At 53.3% G+C, this 18730-nt stretch carries 16 protein-coding genes and 1 tRNA gene; 8 read left to right on the plus strand and 9 right to left on the minus strand.

The genetic code is table 11. The features are described 5' to 3' along the window. Positions 1–24 precede the first annotated feature (24 nt). The 7 genes from HNQ81_RS13145 to HNQ81_RS13175 form a co-directional block, all read right to left on the minus strand. Entirely contained in the window at positions 25–816 is a 792-nt protein-coding gene (locus tag HNQ81_RS13145) for a class I SAM-dependent methyltransferase (RefSeq protein WP_221270879.1), read from the minus strand. Between the two features lie 534 nt (positions 817–1350). Beyond that, positions 1351–2424 (minus strand): helix-turn-helix domain-containing protein, encoded by a 1074-nt coding sequence (locus HNQ81_RS13150; protein WP_183351768.1) that lies wholly within the window; start codon positions 2422–2424, stop codon positions 1351–1353. Continuing rightward, the gene (locus tag HNQ81_RS13155; RefSeq protein ID WP_183351769.1) at positions 2421–3560 is read right to left on the minus strand and encodes a tetratricopeptide repeat protein; all 1140 of its coding nucleotides are present in this window, start codon (positions 3558–3560) and stop codon (positions 2421–2423) included. Before HNQ81_RS13155 ends, HNQ81_RS13150 begins: the two co-directional genes overlap by 4 nt. Beyond that, the gene (locus HNQ81_RS13160; RefSeq protein WP_275888844.1) at positions 3538–4110 is read right to left on the minus strand and encodes an RNA polymerase sigma factor; all 573 of its coding nucleotides are present in this window, start codon (positions 4108–4110) and stop codon (positions 3538–3540) included. The genes HNQ81_RS13155 and HNQ81_RS13160 overlap by 23 nt, the downstream gene beginning before the upstream one ends. Positions 4111–4210: 100 nt before the next feature. Next, on the minus strand, positions 4211–5248 hold the full coding sequence (locus tag HNQ81_RS13165) for a tetratricopeptide repeat protein (protein ID WP_183351771.1): 1038 nt from the start codon (positions 5246–5248) through the stop codon (positions 4211–4213). Positions 5249–5302: 54 nt separating this feature from the next. Beyond that, positions 5303–5728 (minus strand): hypothetical protein, encoded by a 426-nt coding sequence (locus HNQ81_RS13170; RefSeq protein WP_183351772.1) that lies wholly within the window; start codon positions 5726–5728, stop codon positions 5303–5305. Between the two features lie 515 nt (positions 5729–6243). Further along, positions 6244–6319, minus strand: a tRNA-Ala gene (locus HNQ81_RS13175). A 254-nt stretch (positions 6320–6573) separates the two neighbouring features. Here HNQ81_RS13175 and HNQ81_RS13180 point away from each other — a divergent pair. From HNQ81_RS13180 to rodA, 5 genes are all read left to right on the plus strand, one after another. Then, positions 6574–7611, plus strand: a complete 1038-nt coding sequence (locus tag HNQ81_RS13180; protein WP_183351773.1) for a rod shape-determining protein — start codon at positions 6574–6576, stop codon at positions 7609–7611. A 93-nt stretch (positions 7612–7704) separates the two neighbouring features. After that, complete coding sequence (gene mreC / locus HNQ81_RS13185) at positions 7705–8580, plus strand: rod shape-determining protein MreC (RefSeq protein WP_183351774.1); 876 nt, start codon at positions 7705–7707, stop codon at positions 8578–8580. A gap of 192 nt (positions 8581–8772) precedes the next feature. Beyond that, positions 8773–9111 (plus strand): hypothetical protein, encoded by a 339-nt coding sequence (locus HNQ81_RS13190; RefSeq protein WP_183351775.1) that lies wholly within the window; start codon positions 8773–8775, stop codon positions 9109–9111. A gap of 25 nt (positions 9112–9136) precedes the next feature. Beyond that, positions 9137–11038: a penicillin-binding protein 2 gene (mrdA, locus tag HNQ81_RS13195; protein ID WP_183351776.1), complete on the plus strand. Its 1902-nt coding sequence runs from the start codon at positions 9137–9139 to the stop codon at positions 11036–11038. 25 nt (positions 11039–11063) lie between these two features. After that, positions 11064–12191, plus strand: coding sequence for a rod shape-determining protein RodA (rodA, locus tag HNQ81_RS13200; protein ID WP_221270880.1), 1128 nt, complete (start codon positions 11064–11066; stop codon positions 12189–12191). A gap of 38 nt (positions 12192–12229) precedes the next feature. Here the strand turns inward: rodA and hemH are convergent, their stop codons facing one another. Beyond that, positions 12230–13186, minus strand: a complete 957-nt coding sequence (hemH, locus tag HNQ81_RS13205; protein WP_183351777.1) for a ferrochelatase — start codon at positions 13184–13186, stop codon at positions 12230–12232. Between the two features lie 318 nt (positions 13187–13504). Here hemH and HNQ81_RS13210 point away from each other — a divergent pair, with 318 nt between their 5' ends. From HNQ81_RS13210 to HNQ81_RS13220, 3 genes are all read left to right on the plus strand, one after another. Next, positions 13505–14038, plus strand: coding sequence for a cold-shock protein (locus HNQ81_RS13210; RefSeq protein ID WP_183351778.1), 534 nt, complete (start codon positions 13505–13507; stop codon positions 14036–14038). 240 nt (positions 14039–14278) lie between these two features. Next, positions 14279–16948 carry a DNA polymerase I gene (gene polA, locus HNQ81_RS13215; RefSeq protein ID WP_183351779.1) on the plus strand — a complete coding sequence of 890 codons (2670 nt, stop codon included), beginning with the start codon at positions 14279–14281 and terminating at the stop codon, positions 16946–16948. A gap of 97 nt (positions 16949–17045) precedes the next feature. Then, positions 17046–17705, plus strand: coding sequence for an RING finger protein (locus tag HNQ81_RS13220; RefSeq protein ID WP_183351780.1), 660 nt, complete (start codon positions 17046–17048; stop codon positions 17703–17705). An 81-nt stretch (positions 17706–17786) separates the two neighbouring features. On the opposite strand, the gene hflC is transcribed toward HNQ81_RS13220, so the two are convergent. Beyond that, a complete protein-coding gene (hflC, locus tag HNQ81_RS13225) occupies positions 17787–18725 on the minus strand; it encodes a protease modulator HflC (protein WP_183351781.1) in 939 nt (312 codons plus the stop codon). Positions 18726–18730 lie beyond the last annotated feature (5 nt).

Below are 18730 nucleotides of genomic sequence, written 5' to 3' on the forward strand. Positions count from 1 at the left end.
CGGCGGGGTGGATACGCGGGAGGATCACACCTTGGCTCCTTTCGAACCCCTGCACAGGATGAGCGGTGTGTATGCGAATCGCCTCGGGTCGGAAAGGAACGCCAGGGTCTCCTGGTAAAACTCTTCATACCCGCCTTGATAGTCGTCGAATTGAAACTTGATCTTTTCGGGAACGATTTCTATCTTTTTCAACATGTTGAAGACTTCAAGTTCTTTGGCCTTGCCGAATGTGACTCGATAATTTTCCACTCTGACATCGATATCTTCAAATCCAAGATCATAGACGATGGAATACAGCTTTCTGCCGATGAAGGGATCGAAATCCGTTTTTTCTTCCACTTCCTTCATGATTTTCTTGAGAGTATGTTCCAGCCGTTCGGGAATCCCGTAATAATTGAAGGGATTGTGATCCAGATCGACCAGACAGATGATCCCTCCCGGTTTCAAGCATCCGGCAAAATTTTTCACCATCGAAGAACTCTTGGAGAGATAGTATTCCAGGACGAAGCGAACCCAGATGAAATCGAATTGGCCCAGATGACCGAGTGGTTGTGTCAAATTTCCCTGAATGAAATCGATTCCTTTTCTGCCGTATTTTTCCTGCGCGTAGACAAGTCGAGCGGCTGAACCGTCAACTCCGACCACTGTCCCTCCCGGTTGGACCAGATCGTACAGCAGGGAGGTGACCTTTCCCGAACCGCAACCAAGATCGGCAACCCGCATTCCTGGTTTGATTCCCGCCCATATGGCCTGACGGGTGATGGTCTCCGCATCGATTTTGACATCGAGTCGATGGGATTCTCCTTCGCTTTCCATGAGGTAATTATCTTGCAGCATCGTGGAACATAATCCTCGAACCGTGATTTTTCATCGGTGTGGTTCGCCGCCGAATGATGCCGGCAAATCCTTCCTCTGAAAAGCACGCTCTCATTGTGATAGAAGGTGTTTGAAAATATTTTCAAGGTCGAAATAATCAATTCTCTTGGGACACTGACCGTGTCGTGTACAACAAACTAAAAATGATATTTTAGCAATGATCGTTCTGCATAATTGTTGTTTGCACAAGAAAACGACAGCGGATCCATATGAAATTCGCAGAAAAGATATCATGATTGCCGGGAAATACAATCAAGTTTATCGTCCGTGGCCAAATGGCCAGTGGTTCGCTTGACTTTGAATGGCAGGATTCGCTTCAGTTCGGAACAAAATGAGTTGGTGGGGTAAGGAGGGGAATCAATCCCGAGAATTTGATCTTCCCGGGATTGATTTCTGAAATAAACACGTTGGAAGTCTCGCAGAGACATTGAGGATATAACAATCACCGCGATCTATGTAAGGGCTGTTCGTTCGTCATTTGTTGCCATTGCCGTTACCATTTCCGCCGCCGTTGCCGCCGCCGTTTCCGCCGCCGTTGCCGCCGCCGTTTCCACCGCCGTTTCCACCGCCGTTTCCACCGCCGTTGCCGCCGCCGTTGCCGTTGCCATTACTTCCACCATTGCCGTTACTTCCACCAGTCCCGTTGCCGTTACTGCTCCCGCTGCTCCCTGAGCTGCCGATGGACGTACTTGAGGTGGCGGATGAAGCTGCGGCAGTCAGACCGGTGCCTGGCTCGTGGATCTGGGCCCTGTCGCCTTTGGCGCTGGTGTCAGTCGATGTGGCGGCGGACGTCAAGCCGGTGCCTGGCTCATGGATCTGGGCCCTGTCACCTTTGCCCTGCCCCCTGGTCGCGCCGGCGCCGATACCCCTGGCGGGTGTCGTGGTCGGATCTGTGGGTTCTGTTTCTGGATCGAGGGTGACAGGTTGAGTTGCGATGGTCTGATTCCGATGTTGATTCCGATGCTGATTGCGATTTTGATAGGTGTCGATATCCGCGATCGGATCATCGATGGTTACATCGATCGCGGTTTCTGGTTCTGTCGCGATATCTTGATTCTTGCTATGACCACGTCCAAGCGTGGAAGGGTGTACCCCCAGTTCCTGGGCGATATCTCCCCATCCCATCCCGGCACTGCGCATGGATTGGATGTCTGCCGCCGTGGTACCGGAGACCTCGGCTACGAGATCGGTATACGCCAGTTCGGCGTCTTCAAGATTTTGCTGGGCGATACCAAGCGAAAAGGCCTCGCCTGACGTTGTAATGCCATCCTCTTCGATTTCATCCTGCAACGCCTCGACCGCTGTCTGGGCAGCGTTCAATGCCTGCTCGGCACTCTGTACTGCAGGGTTATTCATGGTGTACTGTTCGGCAACCTGGGCCGCATGTGCCGCCTGGGCCGGGTTGGCATAGTAACTGCTTTCCACGGTCGAATCGACGACCTCGTCGGCTGCCAGTGCCGGCGTCGCCCCGGCGCTCAGGCCGACAATCACACCTGAGACCAACATCGCCCGTATGGCTGATTTCTTATACCGTTTGAGTGTGTTCATATGGTGCTCCTCTGTTGTGTTGACGGTTGCGTGAAGAGGAATAGCCCTGTTTTCAACTCACGTTTTTCTCCTGTGCCGGTTTGGACCGGGGCTGCCTCGTCGAACCAGCTGGTCTTGATCGGTAGTGCCCGATCTTCGCCAAGGATCGAGTGGATCTGCTGCTTCAGTTCTGTGGCGATGGTCCTGCTTTTTTGCAGGTCGTTCTGATAAAAAACGACGAGATGCAGTTCGCCGCTCAATGGCCGGCGGAGGGAGGGAACCAGCCGCTCCAGTTCGCGTTGCCGGGCCGGTGGCGACGATCCGAGCAGGATGGCCTGATTAACAACCACTTTCCGGCCGCCGATCATGCAGGTCTGATAATCGAACACCCCCAGCCGCTGCAGATGATCGACCGCCTGGTAGGCCCATCGCCCCGACCGAAATTGATCGAGGTAGCTGAGAAAGGCCAGCCGCTCGCCTTCCTGGTCGTTCAGGTGATGATAGCTGGTCGCCCGGTTGTACAGGGCCGTCTGGTCCTGCGGGTTGAGGCGCAGGACCTTTTCGTATTGGTGCAGAGCGCCATGGTAATTGCCACTGTCGGCGAGGTTGTGGGCGAGGTTGAGCAGGAACAGGGTCGAGTCGATTCGCGGGATACCTGCAGCCTGGAAATTCTGCCGGTCCTCGATCGGAACCGCCTCAGAGCTGAGGAAAATATCCGACAAATCGTCAAGGTTGTTCGACTTTTGTCTCGACAGAGTCTCGTCGGAGGAAAAATCGATAGCGTACGCACCGGCCTGATCTTCAAGCGAATCCATGCCGATCCGATTATCAGTCCAGGAATTGCCGGCGGCGGTTTCCATACCGGTCGATTCGACCTGGAGGGCGGTTTCTCCCGTCTTCTGCCTGGATTCCACTTCGGTGCCGAGCCAGAAGGCGGCAGCGATCATCGCCACAACAGCTCCGGCCTTCATCGGCATCGGAGCAGGCAGCATCAATCTGTCCCACCAGCTTTTCAGTTTGAATGCGATGCCCTCCGGTCGGTTGCCCAGGGGGAGGCTGGCGATGATCCGTTGCTGCAGTCCAGGCGGCACATCGTGCTCAGGATGCCTTCGCAGCAGCATTTCGATTTTTTCACTATCGAAAGAATCCTTGTTCATGGGTGTTTATCTCCTGCATGATTTTCTGCAGTTGTTCCAATCCCCGTTTGATCCGCATTTTGACGGCGCTCTCGCCTATCCCAAAGATTGCGGCCACTTCCTTGATCGGCTGTTCGTGGCGATAGCGCAGGAGCAGGATCTCCCGGGTCTCGGCCGGGATCGACTCCATGGCCTGCTCAAGCAGCTCTTCCTGATCACGGTCCTCAAGACGTATCGCTGGATTACGATGTGCAGTGTGAGGGGTATGCAGTGTTTCGCTCGAGGGTATTTTTGTCTGTATCCGCGTTCTGGCCCGGCTCCAGTCGTTGGCCACATTGATTGCCAGCTTATAGAGCCAGGAAAACAGGCTCCGTTCGGGACGGTAGCTCGACAGCCGGTTGAAGGCTTTGAAAAACACATCCTGGGTGAGATCGGCAGCATCAAGTTCATGACGGGTGTACCGGAACATGAGATTATACACAGGCTTTTGATACCTGGATACGATCTCTGCGTATTGCTGTGTTCTCCCGGTCAGGACTTCTGCGACAATCTCTTCGTCTGTGCGATGCATCCTGCCAGGATAGACTGTTGAGGTGGATGGTTGGAGTACGCTGTTAACCGAAATACGATTGGTGAGGGTGGAAAGTCACATCGGAGAGGTGGAAAAGTTCTCAAATCATCATCTTTTTCCTGTCTCTGTTTCTCAATTTGATCGGTTTTGCCGGTACTTGAGAAAGAAGGAACACCGTGGAATCATCGATCGTGGTGCGAAGGCCGAGGAAGGTCCGTTTTTCCGGGACATTGAACCAGCTGATCCGTATACGGTCATCGACGACCAGGAGTGGAAATTCCCTCTCGAGATAACGTTTGATTGCGAGGGCCCTGGCTCGTGCGAGGGTCTCGTCGTTTTTCCGGTAAACGATGATATCGAGTGGGCCCGATTTCATATTGACGGCAATGGCTCCGATCGTGTCGAGAGTGGCCAGGTCGGATCGGGTCAGGTCGGCGCTGGAGGGAGCGTATGCTATGGCCGGAAGGGTGACGATGCGGTGGCCGAGGCGATGGTTGCGATAGGAAAAATTCTTGAGACGATTGAGATGCTCGACTGCGTTGGCGGCGAGGATTCCTGTGGAATGTGATTGAAGATAGAGCCTCCACGCCTGCCGTTCCGCGGTCCTGCGTTGCAACTGGTGGTAGACGATGGCCCGGTTGTAGAGAGCCTGCTCGTTGTCGGGTTGGAGCACAAGGGCGCGTCTGTAGCAGTTCAGCGAAGGTTGAAATTTCTTCGACTTGAGATAACTGTTGCCGAGATAGACGAGGGCCTGGATGTGGTCCGGGTGAAGTTGCAGCACCTTTGAATAGCTGACCTGCTCCTCAGGCAGATTTCCGCCTTTCCCATAGGCGACGCCGAGCCACAGCAGATAATCGATGTTGTTTCTGGTGAGGATACTTGCTTTGTTAAGATGGGCCACGGCCTGGTCGGGCTCATCCAGGGCAAGGAGGACTCGCCCGTAGGAGTAATGTGCGGAGGGGTTGGCAGGATTTTCCGCAATGACCTTTTTCAAGGTTGCCGCTTCACGATGCAGTTCGGTCCGTGTCAGTTGCTGCTGTTTCTGTGGTCTCGATTGGAGGAAACTGCCGAAAGGATCTTTGGCGCATCCTGTTGACAACATCGAAACGATAATGCAGAGAATGGCTACTCTTTTCATGGACAGGATCCTTGTTCATATTTCAGTGCTGTCTTCGATATAATACCGTATTTATTAAAAACTATATTTCTTTTCGACTAATTCTACGCCTATCCGGCGGCCCTTTATGTTTCTGACAATGTATCTCCCCTGATCAAGCAGGCGTGAATTCCAGGTGCACTTCAGTCTTACCTCCTGACCGAGTGATACGCCCCTGCTGCCGCTCGGGATCTCGAAGCCGACTCCGCTCGGCGAGACATCGGTGAGGTCGATATTCACTTCACGGCCATCACTGAAAACCATTACGGCCTTGCCGGTCTGGGATTCTCTTGGTGTCAGGCGGTGGTTTAGGAAACAGTGCGATAGTTCCCCGCATTTATGGCAGCGGATGCTTTTTCGATGGATATCCTTGGGAAGGGATATCGTTTTCTTGGCTTGGCAGAAGCTGCATTTGAACAGCAAGCGATTGTTTATAACCCTGAAGGTGGTTGTCTTAGCCATAACTCCCTCTGTGTAAAATGGGCTGGAAGTACGTCCGGGCGATACGATGAACAGACATATTGCCGGATCTGCTGCTCTGCAATCACTTTTGAACCCCAAAAGCTGCAGTATATCCTGTATTATCAATGATATGACGGTTCATTCCGGATAGCTGTCAGATCGTTTCAGTACAACTTTTTAGCCTGCCCCTGACTTTTTCCATTGTCAAGAGTTTTCATGGGAATCGTTTTAGCGCGGATAACATTTTGTTGGAGTATGTTTGCAACGACAAAGGCGAATAATCCCAAGCAGTCTGAGAGTTGAAAAAAAACTGAACAGGGAGGGCGCTGTTTGGCTTTCCAGCAGCTATGGACAGGAATTCTCTATCATCCTGAATTTACAGGAGTATTGAAAGGATAAATGACTCAGGAGCTTTTGCCCAACGAGGGTGTATGCCAGTAAAAAAGTGTAACGGTTCTATGTTCTCTGAAAAAAAAGGGGATTACACAAAAAATTGCGTAATCCCCTTTTTTAATTGGTGGAGCTAGTCGGGATCGAACCGACGACCTCTTGAATGCCATTCAAGCGCTCTCCCAGCTGAGCTATAACCCCATTATTCGTTTCCGAAAATGTTTGGCATTAGTACCAGCCTTTCATCGATGTGTCAATTAATTTTCCAATTTTCATGACCTGAAAATGCATATGTGTTGCTAAGGCAGAGGAATCTTGGTATGCTCACTAGCCTTATTTAGTGTATTTTTCAATTATTCCGAGTGACTATTTCTTTTGCAGCCCGGTATTGCTTTTCTGGCCGGGCAGTTGCCCATATACCACAGAAGAACGTTCTTCATAGCGAGGAAGATTATATGTTTTCACCGTTTAATTTCTTGTTTGGCTGGTTGTCCAATGATCTGGCAATCGATCTGGGCACTGCAAATACCGTCTTGTATGTCAAAGGGAAGGGGATTGTGCTCAGAGAGCCTTCCGTCGTTGCCGTCAGACAGGACGGGAGGATTAACAAGGTCCTCGCTGTCGGCCATGAAGCCAAGATGATGCTCGGCAAAACTCCCGGAAACATCAGTGCCATCCGCCCAATGAAAGATGGTGTCATTGCCGACTTCGAGGTCACCGAGGCGATGCTGCGCTATTTCATCAACAAGGTGCACAACCGTCGCACCCTTGTCCATCCACGGATCATGATTTCCGTACCTTCAGGCATAACCCAGGTTGAAAAGCGGGCAGTCCGTGAATCCGCCGAATCAGCGGGTGCGCGAGAAGTCTATCTCATCGAGGAACCGATGGCTGCAGCGATCGGGGCCAATCTGCCGATCACCGAACCTACAGCCAACATGATCATCGATATCGGCGGTGGGACGACTGAGGTGGCCGTGATCTCTCTGGCTGGCATAGTTTATGCCAAATCGGTCAGGGTTGCAGGAGACAAGATGGACGAGGCAATTCTTCAATATATCAAACGCAAACACAATCTCGCCATCGGCGAGCGAACGGCCGAACTGATCAAAACCACCATCGGTAATGTCATGCCGGAGGAACCGTACGAGACGATGGATATCAAAGGGCGCGATTTGGTCTCCGGTATCCCGAAGACCTTGACCATCAACGCCGAAGAGATCCGGTCGGCGATTTCCGAGCAGATCGAAGTCATTGTCGAAGCGGTTCGCATTGCCCTCGAGGTTACTCCCCCTGAACTGGCGGCTGATATCGTTGACCAGGGAATTGTCCTTACTGGCGGTGGCGCCCTGATGAAGAATCTTGATAAACTTCTGAAAGAAGCAACAGGAATGCCGATCATTGTTGCCGACGATCCCTTGTCGTCAGTTGTGCTTGGTACCGGCAAGGCCCTTGACAATCTCGATATTCTTCGCGAAGTTACCATTGATTGATCGGAATGGCTGGACTGAGGGAGATTCAAAATCGGCTGTTTCTTCAATGGGTAATATTCACGGGGCTTAGCTGCTCCTTCTTTGTTGGTATCTGTGAGAAAGCGAGCTAACGGCAAAAAAGGCAATCCCCGGACAGCAACCGTCAGGCTTCTTCTTCTTGGTGCGACTGTATTGACGGTAGCTCTCCTCGTGTTCGCATCCATGATCGGTGGCAGGTTCGGCGTTGTGCATCAGTTGACGCTCGATGTTGTCAGCCCTTTACAGAAGGCGGTTTCGAAAGCGTTCGGCGGATTTTCAGATTTTTCACGTGATTATATTGACTTATGGAGCGTGAGGGCGGAAAACAAACGGCTGCGTCTGCTCGTTGACAAATATATGAATGAGCTTGGTGATTACCGTGAAGCCTACAGGACATACCTGCATCTCCAGAACCTCCTTGAGTTCAAGGAAAAACAGGAATTCAAATTGCTTTCCGCCAGGGTTATCGGCAAGGATCCGGCCTACTGGTTCCAGACAGTCCTGGTGGATCGGGGAAAAGCTGATGATATCGAGCAAGGAATGGTTGTTCTGACCCCGCAGGGTGTCGTCGGCCAGGTTATCCACGTATCAGAGCACTACGCCAAGGTGCTTCTTGCCAATGCCCCAAGCAGTGCCATCGACGCGATGGTGCAGAAAAGCAGAGCTCGTGGTATATTGAAGGGAGCCGGAGAGAAAGGTTTTGTTCTCAACTATGTGCTGAAAAAAACCGATGTCGCAGAGGGAGATCAAATCGTCACCGCAGGCATTGGCGGGGTATTCGCCGCCGGCATTCCCCTTGGAACAGTCTCGGCGGTGCGGGAGAAGGAACGTGGGATGTTTCTTGAGATCGAAGTGCAGCCTGCCGTCGATTTCCAGAAGCTGGAATATGTCTTCATCGACCCGACCGACAGGCAGAAAATTCTGCGTGAAATGAACTTGACGGTCGAGTGACACGGATTGCAAGTGTTGACTCTTTGTTTTTTCCTTCTCGGTATCCTGCTTATTGTCCTGGAAACCACTCTGCTGCATTCATTGCCCTCATGGTTGGGACGTCCTGATTTTATTTACATCCTGGTTGCGTATACGGCATATCGTTTTGCCTGGATACCCGGACTCCTCCTGGTGTTCTCCCTTGGATGGATAATGGACGTGCTGACCGGGATTGATCTTGGCATCTATCCCTTGGAAGTTCTTCTCGTTTTTATCAGCCTGAAGGCCATGACCACCAACAATCCCCTGAGGGAGTCGACGTATCAGATTCCGCTTGTCGGACTCAGTTATTTCATTGTTCAATTGGTTCGGTATATACTGTATCTGTTCACAAAGCCTGAACTGCTGCCGGAATGGTCCTGGGGGAAGTTGTTTGCCGAGACCGGCATTCTCCTGGTGGCGACGATTCCATGTTTTATCCTGCTCAACGCCCTCGGGGAGTTCCTGCAGAAGCGGAAGACACAACCTCGACCGCTTAAGCGGAGGACGTGAGCGCTGATTATCCCGTGAGCCCGGAATGATATTCAAAGAGCTTTTTTCAAAGGAAGCGGATGAAATCACGGAACGTGACACAGCTTCTCTCGATAACCTGAGGCGTCGGGTAAGCGGCGCCATCGTTGTTGTGCTGATCTTTTTTTCCCTGATCGTCGTCAGACTCTGGTCGCTGCAGATCAACCATGGTGAGGAATACAAGAACCGGGCCGACTCCAACAGAGTTCGTATTCGCCAGGTTGTTGCCCCCCGTGGTCACATTCTTGATCGTAAGGGCCGGGAAATCGTCACCAACCGGCCATCGTTCGATGTGGTGCTGATGAGGGAGGATTCCCATGACCTCGACGATGTCCTCAAACGCCTGGCCCCGATCCTGAACGATGAAGTCTCGACCCTGTGGAGCAGAGTCAGGGAAGCCGAAGGGACCCCTCGCTATCTCCCGATCCGATTGAAGGAGGATATTGACTGGAAGACCCTGGCCTACCTGGAAAATCACAACAAGGAGTTTTCAGGGATACGGATTGAAGTCCAGCCTGTCCGGGTTTTTCATTACCAGGATCTGGCTGCCAATGTGATCGGTTATCTTGGTGCTATCAGCAAGACCGAGTTGGAGAATGCCGACCAGACCGTCTATCGCGGCGGTGATCTCATCGGTAAAATGGGCCTCGAAAAGCTCAGAGAGGCCGATCTGAGAGGAGAAAAAGGCAATAGCTATTCTGAGGTCGATGCCAGAGGTTTCGAGCGCAAACTGTTGAAGAGTTATGAGCCGTTGCCGGGACGTGAAATCCGGCTGACAATCGATGTGGACCTGCAGCAGGCGGCTGAAAATCTGATGGAGATCGGTGAAAAGGCCGGCGCAGTTGTGGCCATGGAGGTCAAGACCGGCAGGATTCTGGCTATCGCCTCGACGCCGCATATCCGCCTCAACGATTTTGTCGGCGGTATATCGCATGAGAAGTGGCAGGACTTGCTTACCAACGAGAAGCACCCATTGATCAACAAGGCGGTGCAGGCGACCTATCCCCCGGGTTCGACTTACAAGATGGTGACTGCTTTGGCAGGTCTTGCAACCGGTGTAGTCACGCCGGATACGCCAATCTATTGCCCCGGCCATTATTTTTTCGGCAATCGTCGATATGGATGCTGGAAAAGAGGAGGGCATGGAACCGTTAACTTGAAACGGGCGATCGAGGAGTCCTGTGACGTTTATTTTTATCAGGTCGGACAAAGGGTCGGGGTTGATACTTTGGCCGAATACGCCGGCAAATTAGGGCTGGGGCGTAAGACTGGTATTGAATTGGAGCATGAGAAAAGCGGCCTGACTCCGACCAAAAAATGGAAAATATCCCGATACCAGACAAAGTGGCAGGAGGGAGAAACGCTGTCGACCGCCATCGGTCAGGGCTTCAATCTCACCAGCCCGCTCCAGATCTGTCAGATGACAGCCACCGTGGCCAATGGCGGCAAACTGTTTCGCCCGCAACTGGTCGAACAGGTTACCGAGCCTGACGGCAAAGTGGTGCAGACTTTCCAGCCCGAACTTCTTGAAGAGGTAAAGGGGCTGGATACCTACTTGGCCATTATCCGCGACGGTTTGATCGGAGTCGTCAATGGTCCGCACGGAACCGCTCGCGGTGCGAAGATCGACGGGATAACTGTTGCCGGAAAAACCGGCACGGCCCAGGTAGTCAAAGTCGCTGCCTATAGACATTTGAAAGAGGCAGACATTCCATATAAATTCCGTGATCATGCCTGGTTTACCAGCTTTGCCCCGGCGGAGGACCCCGAGATCGCGGTCACCGTTCTCGTCGAACATGGCTTGCATGGGGGATCGGGGGCAGCGCCGATAGCTACGGCTGTCATGAAAGAATTTTTCAGGGATCGTCTGTCAGTGCCGGATGAAGGGATCGTCAAGGAAATGCGGTGATTGAGGTTTGCAGAGGACCCCACATATGCAGAAAAAAATGAAGGATATTCTCCGTATCGATCGAAGATTGCTGGCAAATTTTGATTTTGTCCTGCTGATCCTGCTTCTGGTTGTCTGTGCTGCGGCACTGAGCAATCTCTATAGCGCCTCCTATCCCCCAAAGTCTTTGGCGACGACTCCGTATATCAAGCAGGCCATTTTTCTGCTTTTTGGCTTTGCCATGTTTCTGGTGATTGTCTGCATTGATTACCAGGAATTGCTGTTCTGGAATTATCCCATGTATGTTCTTGTCCTTCTTCTTCTCGCCTTCGCCTTTTTCGTCGGCTACGAAGCCAACGGCTCTCAGCGTTGGATCAACCTTGGCTTTTTCAAACTTCAGCCATCGGAGCCGGCGAAAATGATAATGGTCATCACTCTGGCGAGTTATTACGCCCGAAAGGAAGTGATTGACGGATATTCTCTCAAGCAGTTGGTTGTCCCGCTTGTCCTGACCGGCATCCCGTTTCTCCTCATCCTGCTCCAGCCCGACCTCGGTACGGCGATGATGATCGCCATTATCTTTGTGTCCATGACGATCTTCGTTCGTCTCAAATTATCGACCTACATGATTCTCGGTACCGCTGCCGTAACCCTCGCCGTCTTTGCCTGGGAAAAGGTGCTCAAACCCTATCAGAAACAGAGGATACAGACATTTCTTCATCCGGAGGACGATCCGATGGGAAATGGCTACCAGATCCTGCAGTCAAAGATTGCTGTGGGCAGTGGCGGCAAGTTCGGTAAGGGGTATCTTGAGGGGACGCAGGGACATCTCCACTTCCTCCCCGAACGACATACCGACTTTGCTTTTGCGGTCTGGGGTGAGGAGTGGGGCTTCGTCGGCAGTCTGATTTTTCTCGGAGTCTACTTTTTCCTGCTGATCTGGGGATTGTACATCGCGATGAATGCGAGGGATCGTTTCGGGGTCTTGCTGGCCTTTGGCGTTGTCATATTGATATTTTGGCAGGCTGTTATCAACATCTTGATGATCCTGGGATTTCTGCCGGTTGTCGGCATTCCGCTGCCGCTTGTTTCCTATGGGGGTTCCTCCCTGCTGACGACGATGATAGGTTTCGCTATCCTGATGAATATCCGCATGCGGCGATTCCAGATCTGACGAAGTATCGGTGCCGGTCTCCCTGTTCGGCACGTCGATTACTGCCGGCTTCTCTGCAGGACGAGATCTTTGAGGCAGGCGATAAGAGATGGGTGTGAGTTCAGTGCAGGGCTCGACTGCAGCCGCACGCCGAGTTTTTTTGCCTGGGTCTTATACAGTATATCGATTTCATAGAGGGTTTCGATATGGTCGGAAACGAAGCTGATCGGAACCATGAGAATGTTTTTTACTCCTTCCCGGGCCAGTGTCTCGATCATCTCCGGAGTTGATGGCGACAGCCATTCGACAGGGCCGCTTCGACTCTGGTAGCATAGGCGGCCCGTCCGGCCAGTCCGTTTCTCGATTGTCCCCAGAGTCCTGAGAATGTCGTCAACATAGGGGTCTCCTTCCTTGATGAATGAGACCGGGAGGCTGTGGGCGCTGTAGACGATCTCAACGTCCTGGCCGTTGAAACGGCTCAGACCCTGGTTGATACTGTCCACAAGGGCTTCGATATACAGCGGATGGTCAGGCCAGGACTCGATGGTATCGCAGGGCATGCCCGGACACAGACGGTCCATCTCTGTTTTCAAATCTAAAATCGAGGAGCCGGTGGTCGCCCGGGAGTAATGGGGATACAGGGTCAGGGCAATGATCCTCTCGACACCCTGGCTCAACAGTGTCGTGACGGCTTCGGCGGCACGCGGCTGCCAGTAACGCATCGCTACCGCGACTGTATAGGCGCCTTCGGTTTGCAAACTCTCCTGTAGACACTGGGCCTGGTGCATGGTCAACCGTTTCTGCGGCGATCCTCCGCCGATACTGGCGTAGGCCTGACGGCTTTTGCCGGCCCTTTTTCGGGCGATATACCACGCCAGCGGTTTTTGCAGCCAGGGCGGCCCCAACCGGATGATCTCGCGGTCGGAGAAGAGGTTGTACAGGAATGGCGCCACATCTGCCTGTGTTTCAGGCCCGCCCATATTGAGTAGGAGTACTCCGATTCGTTTTTTCTGCATCGTTCTCGCCATGTTTAATGATTTACCCGCCTGCTCTGGGCAATTGTACCGGATGTCTTGGGCAATATCCATGTTCCATAGATGTATTTTCAATATTTGTCGGCATCGGATGATCGTTTGGGAGAAAGAGTTGTGGTTCTCTTGATTATCGGATGGGGGGGAATATAATGAATGTAAAGGCAGGTCATGGTGAGCATGCGAATGCTCCACCTTCTCGCTGCACCAGGAGGGAGGAGGTGGTTCTGCCGGGAAGGTGCCTGAAGGCACGGATGTGACGGTGGTGAACGCCATCGTTGGAGCTTTTGACGGAGGAACTTTATGGAACTGAAGATCGAGGCCCGGAATGTGGAGTTGCGAAAAAGCTGGCAGGACAAGATTGAAGAAGAAAAAGAAAAGATTGTCCGTCTGTATGCGAATTATGTCCTTCATCTTCGCGCCAGCATTGAGGCTACAACGCATCACAAGGAAGGAGGGTTTGAGATCAAATTGATCGCAACAGTCCCAAATGATACGGTTGTCGTGGTCCGGCGAGGGGAGAGCGTACGCCCCCTGCTGATTGAGGCCTTCGATGTACTGACCGGCAATTTGAAGGAGATCCTGCGGAAAAAGCGAAAGACAGTCAAACAGAGTGAGGCCGATTTTGAAGGAGAGAAGGTCGGTATAATCAGGAAGATTTCCCCCCATGAATCATATGGATTTATCACCGCAAGCGATGAAAGAGAGATATATTTCCATGAGAACGCTTTGAAAAATATTGCAATGGAGGCACTGTCCGAGGGTGACAGTGTCGTCTTTGGTGAAACTATCGGCGACAAAGGGCCGCAGGCCTCATGGGTGCGTCAGACCCGATGATCGTATAAAAAGCATGTAAAAACAGAGGTATATTCTGCGACCGCAGGCGTCTCGCCTGCGGTCGTTGCTTTTGTGGAGTACCTCAGAATGGTGAGATGTCACCGCTGCGAATTTTTTCCATCGTGAGATTTCTGGGTAACCACCAAAGGGATGAAATCCGGTGCGCCAGCAGGGTGGATGCAGTATAGATAGAGCCTTGCCGCGGATTCCACATGTTTATTTCTACCGGAGACCTTTATTGTGCAGGAAGAAATTTATCTCATCGATGGCAGCGCGTACATCTATCGCGCCTATCATGCCCTTAGCCCTCTCTCCAACAGCAGGGGCCTGGCGACCCATGCCGTTTACGGTTTTATCAGTATTCTCCGGCGACTGTTCAAGGAAAGGACTCCCAGCTATGTTGCCGTCGCCTTTGATAGCCGCGGACCGGTTTTCCGGCATGAGATCTACCGCGACTACAAGGCGAACCGTCCGCCGATGCCGGCCGATCTCGCCGAGCAGATACCGTATATTCGCAAATATGTGGCGGCGGCAAATCTTCCTATCCTTGAACAGGTCGGTGTCGAGGCGGATGACCTGATCGCCTCGGCCGTCAGGTGCCTGCAGCGGGAAGGTCATAGGGTGGTCATCGTTTCCGGTGATAAGGATCTCCTGCAGCTGGTCAACGATCGGGTGACCATGTGGGATCCGATGAAGGACAAGGTGATGGATTCCGACGAGGTGAAGAAAAAATACAATGTCACTCCGGCACAGCTCCTTGACTGCTTTGCCCTGATTGGCGACAGTGCCGACAATATCCCTGGCGTTCCCGGTATCGGCCCGAAAACTGCCGAAAAACTGATAAACCAATTCGGTACGCTGGAAAAGATCTACGAAGACATTGGACTGCTGAAACAACCGAAACTAAGAGATAAACTGGTTGAAGGCCGGGAATCCGCGTTTCTTGCCCGTGACCTCATCCGTCTCAAATCCGATGTCGCCGTACCTGAACGGCTTTCCGCCTATGCCTTTGCGGCACCGGACGGGGATCAGATCCGGGATCTGTATTCGGAACTGGAATTCACCAGCCTGCTGAAGGAGATCCAGTCTTTCTCGGCGGTGCCGCGTCAAGGATTCATCTGTGTCCGCGATGACAGCGACTTGAAGAAAATGGTGAAGGCCTTGATGGCCGCTACCATCCTTTGTGTCGATACCGAAACCACCTCGCTCGATGCCCGAACCGCTCAGCTGGTTGGAATTTCTCTCTGCTGCGAAATCGATCGAAGCTGGTACATCCCGATCGGACACCGGGATGCCGATGGCAGGCGGTGCAGCCGCCAGCTGAAACCGGAGACGGTTGTTCAGGCCTTGCGACCTTTTCTCGAGTCTTCGACGCTGCCCAAACTCGGGCATAACTTGAAATACGATTATACCGTTCTGCTCCAGTCTGGCGGCCTGACCTTGAAAGGCCCTCTGTACGACTCCTTGATCGCGGCCTATCTGCTCGAGGAGACCGGACGGTCCTTCAAGCTTGACGATCTGATGAGCGAACGGGGGATCCGGATGACCTCGTTCGAGCAGGTGACCGGCGGCGACAAGCGGCCGGATTGTTTCGCCTACGTCGATATCCAGGCCGCCTGCGATTACAGTTGCGAGGATGTCTATGCCGCCCTGGTGCTGTGGCGGCAGTATGAGCCGCTCCTGCAGGAGATGGGCATGGGGCGTCTTTTCTACGAGGTCGAGATGCCCCTGGTGCCGATCCTGGCCCAGATGGAGATCATTGGAATCGCCATCAATCCCGATGCCCTGGCGAGGCTGTCGGCCGAATTTTCGGCCAAGCTGGCGGTCCTCGAGGGGGAGATCCATGCCATTGCCGGCCGGGAATTCAACATCAACTCGCCGCGTCAACTGGGGCAGATTCTCTTTGACGAGCTGCACCTTCCCTATGGGCGGAAGACCAAGACCGGGTACTCGACTGATGTCAAGGTCCTCGAAAAACTGGCGGTCCGTCACGATCTACCGGCCCGCATCCTCGACTATCGTACCCTGGCCAAACTCCAGTCGACCTATGTCGAGCGATTGGCGCAGTTGCAGGACCCGGTGACCGGCAGGGTCCATACCTCCTTCAACCAGGCGGTTACCGCCACCGGGCGGCTGTCGAGCAGCAATCCCAATCTGCAGAACATTCCGATCCGTTCCGAGGACGGCAACCGGATCCGCCAGGCCTTTGTACCGGCAGAGGGAATGGTGTTCCTGGCGGCCGATTATTCGCAGATCGACCTTCGGGTTCTGGCCCATTACTCGCAGGACAAGGCGCTGATCGGGGCCTTTCGGGCCGGAGAGGATATCCATGCCCGAACCGCCGCCGAGATCTTCGGGGTGTCGCCGTTGCTGATAACGCCGGAGATGCGGCGGGTGGCAAAGAGCATCAACTTCGGCATCGTTTATGGCATGAGCAGTTTCGGTCTGTCCGAGCAGCTCAACATCGGCCGCAAGGAGGCGCAGACCTTTATCGACCGGTATTTTCGTCTCTATGAAGGGGTAAAACGCTTCATGGGCGATGTTGTTGCCCAGGCCCGCCGGGACGGGTATGTCACCACCCTGTTGGGGCGACGGCGCAACCTGCCCGATATTGGCAGCAGTAATCGGGTGACACGGGAATTCGCCGAGCGGACCGCCATCAATACCCCGATCCAGGGCACTGCAGCGGATATCATCAAACTGGCGATGGTTGCCGTCGATCAGGTCATCCGGAAGGACGGGCTCCCGGCGCGACTACTGCTGCAGGTTCACGACGAACTGGTGTTCGAACTGCCGCCGGCGGATCTGGATGCATGTTCCGGGCCGATCAAGGCGGCGATGGAACAGGCGCTGCAGATGGATGTGCCGTTGGTGGTGAACTGTACGGTTGGACCGAATCTGGCAAAATGACACTGACTGGGGCAGACTGGTTGGTTGTGGTATCAACAAAACATAAGGGATATAAATTGGTATGGCGGCAGTCAAGCACAGCGGTCGAGCCCGGAAATTGGCGGAGGAAATCGAGATTTTCGTGCGGTATGCGGTAGCGGAAGAGAGCTACGGAGAGGCGATGCAGGTGGTTGCACGATACAGCGATGATATCCCGGCCCTCCTTCTCCTTCGAGAGTTCTACCGTTCATTGCCCGAGGTGAGGGAAGAACCGGTGGAAAAGATTGTCGAGTTGGCCTCCCAACAGGGTGTGAAACTGCTGGCCGTCATTACCCACGGCTTTGAGTATCTGTATGCGCTGGACGGAGAGCGGGTGGTATTTATCAGCGAAAATGGACCGGATCTTGACGAGGAACATCTGGCAATTTTTGGTTACCCGGCGCAGGAGGACTTTCACCAGGCATGCAATTCCTTGAGAGAACTGACGGATTACAGTTCGGCCGTGACGCTGGGAAAGGAAAAGTGCCCGGTCTGTTTTACCCTCGAAGGGGAATATCACCAGTTAGGCTGTCCGGTGGAGGTCTGCCCCTGGTGTATGGGGCAGCTCAATCATTGCAATTGTCGTTTTGACCAGCTGGGGGTAGAGCAGATTCTGGACGACGAGGAACTCGCAAGGTTCCAGCGTCTGTTGATCGCCAAAGGGCGCATCCGTTACAGCAGCGACCAGGCCCCAGCTTATCCGGGAATGAGCGCAGGGCTCGATCAAGGGGAACCCTGATTTTTTAAACAACTGCAAAAATAAAAAAAGAGATGGGGTGGGAAGAGACGGTCGACCCTGTCTCTTCCCTTGAAGCAGCGATTACTGCCGTTGGCCGGTGATGCTCTTCAGGTACTGATACAGATCGGTATCCGAAGAGAGCACGAGAGAGGTGTTTTTGCCGACAATATCCCGATAGCTTTCCAGTGTCTTCTGGAAGGCATAAAATTCGGGGTCCTGGGCGTAGGCCTGGCCGTAGATTCTGGTCGCTTCAGCATCGGCCTTGCCGCGGATGGTGGTTGCCTCCCGGTTGGCCTCCGATATGATCTGCTTCAATTCCTTGTCTACCCGACCGAGAATTTCGGCTTTCTGCCCCTCCCCCATCGAGCGTTTTTCCGCGGCGATACGTTTCCGTTCCGAGATCATACGGTTGAAGACCGTGAGCTGGACGGAGTCGATGTAGTTGACCCGCTTGATCATGACATCGATCAGGGTAATGCCGTACTGTGGGGTCAGCTTTGCGGCTTGATCAAGGACGGTGATGGCGATCTTGTCGCGTCCCTGCTTCGGCTTGGTGCCGATGACGTCGGTGGTCGGTGACATCGATTCCGGCGACCAGTCGGAACTGCGGATGATCTCGATCAGATCGTTCTTGTTGACCATGTCACGCACTGTGCCGCCGATGATATCATCGAGCAGCGACTGGGCCTTGGTCTCCGTCTTCACCGCCTGCATGAACTTCAAGGCATCGGTGATCCGCCAGCGGGCGGTGACATCGAGAAAGATGTAGGTTTTATCGTTCGTCGGGATCTGATTGGGTTCACCGTCCCAGATCAGTATTTTCTTCTCAAAGAAATTGGCGATCTGGATGAAGGGGATCTTGAAATGCAGTCCGGCCTTGGTGACCGGGTCGCCCACCGGGGCCCCGAACTGGGTGACAACGACCTGTTTTCCTTCTTCGAGTACATACACACCGTCGTAGACGACGATGATCGCGAACAGAACGATACCGGCAAGGGCTAAGCGTAGAATATGTTTCATACAGG

The organism is Desulfoprunum benzoelyticum (assembly GCF_014201505.1).
Lineage (GTDB): Bacteria > Desulfobacterota > Desulfobulbia > Desulfobulbales > Desulfocapsaceae > Desulfoprunum > Desulfoprunum benzoelyticum.

What these genes read in the sequence shown, in the direction of transcription:
- hflC (WP_183351781.1), bottom strand. Translation starts at nt 18,725, where the DNA reads ATGAAACATATTCTACGCTTAGCCCTTGCCGGTATCGTTCTGTTCGCG.
- HNQ81_RS13210 (WP_183351778.1), top strand. Translation starts at nt 13,505, where the DNA reads ATGGAACTGAAGATCGAGGCCCGGAATGTGGAGTTGCGAAAAAGCTGG.
- HNQ81_RS13160 (WP_275888844.1), bottom strand. Translation starts at nt 4,110, where the DNA reads ATGCATCGCACAGACGAAGAGATTGTCGCAGAAGTCCTGACCGGGAGA.
- HNQ81_RS13145 (WP_221270879.1), bottom strand. Translation starts at nt 816, where the DNA reads ATGGAAAGCGAAGGAGAATCCCATCGACTCGATGTCAAAATCGATGCG.
- HNQ81_RS13150 (WP_183351768.1), bottom strand. Translation starts at nt 2,424, where the DNA reads ATGAACACACTCAAACGGTATAAGAAATCAGCCATACGGGCGATGTTG.
- HNQ81_RS13155 (WP_183351769.1), bottom strand. Translation starts at nt 3,560, where the DNA reads ATGAACAAGGATTCTTTCGATAGTGAAAAAATCGAAATGCTGCTGCGA.
- HNQ81_RS13165 (WP_183351771.1), bottom strand. Translation starts at nt 5,248, where the DNA reads ATGAAAAGAGTAGCCATTCTCTGCATTATCGTTTCGATGTTGTCAACA.
- rodA (WP_221270880.1), top strand. Translation starts at nt 11,064, where the DNA reads ATGCAGAAAAAAATGAAGGATATTCTCCGTATCGATCGAAGATTGCTG.
- HNQ81_RS13180 (WP_183351773.1), top strand. Translation starts at nt 6,574, where the DNA reads ATGTTTTCACCGTTTAATTTCTTGTTTGGCTGGTTGTCCAATGATCTG.
- HNQ81_RS13170 (WP_183351772.1), bottom strand. Translation starts at nt 5,728, where the DNA reads ATGGCTAAGACAACCACCTTCAGGGTTATAAACAATCGCTTGCTGTTC.
- HNQ81_RS13190 (WP_183351775.1), top strand. Translation starts at nt 8,773, where the DNA reads ATGGACGTGCTGACCGGGATTGATCTTGGCATCTATCCCTTGGAAGTT.
- hemH (WP_183351777.1), bottom strand. Translation starts at nt 13,186, where the DNA reads ATGCAGAAAAAACGAATCGGAGTACTCCTACTCAATATGGGCGGGCCT.
- mrdA (WP_183351776.1), top strand. Translation starts at nt 9,137, where the DNA reads ATGATATTCAAAGAGCTTTTTTCAAAGGAAGCGGATGAAATCACGGAA.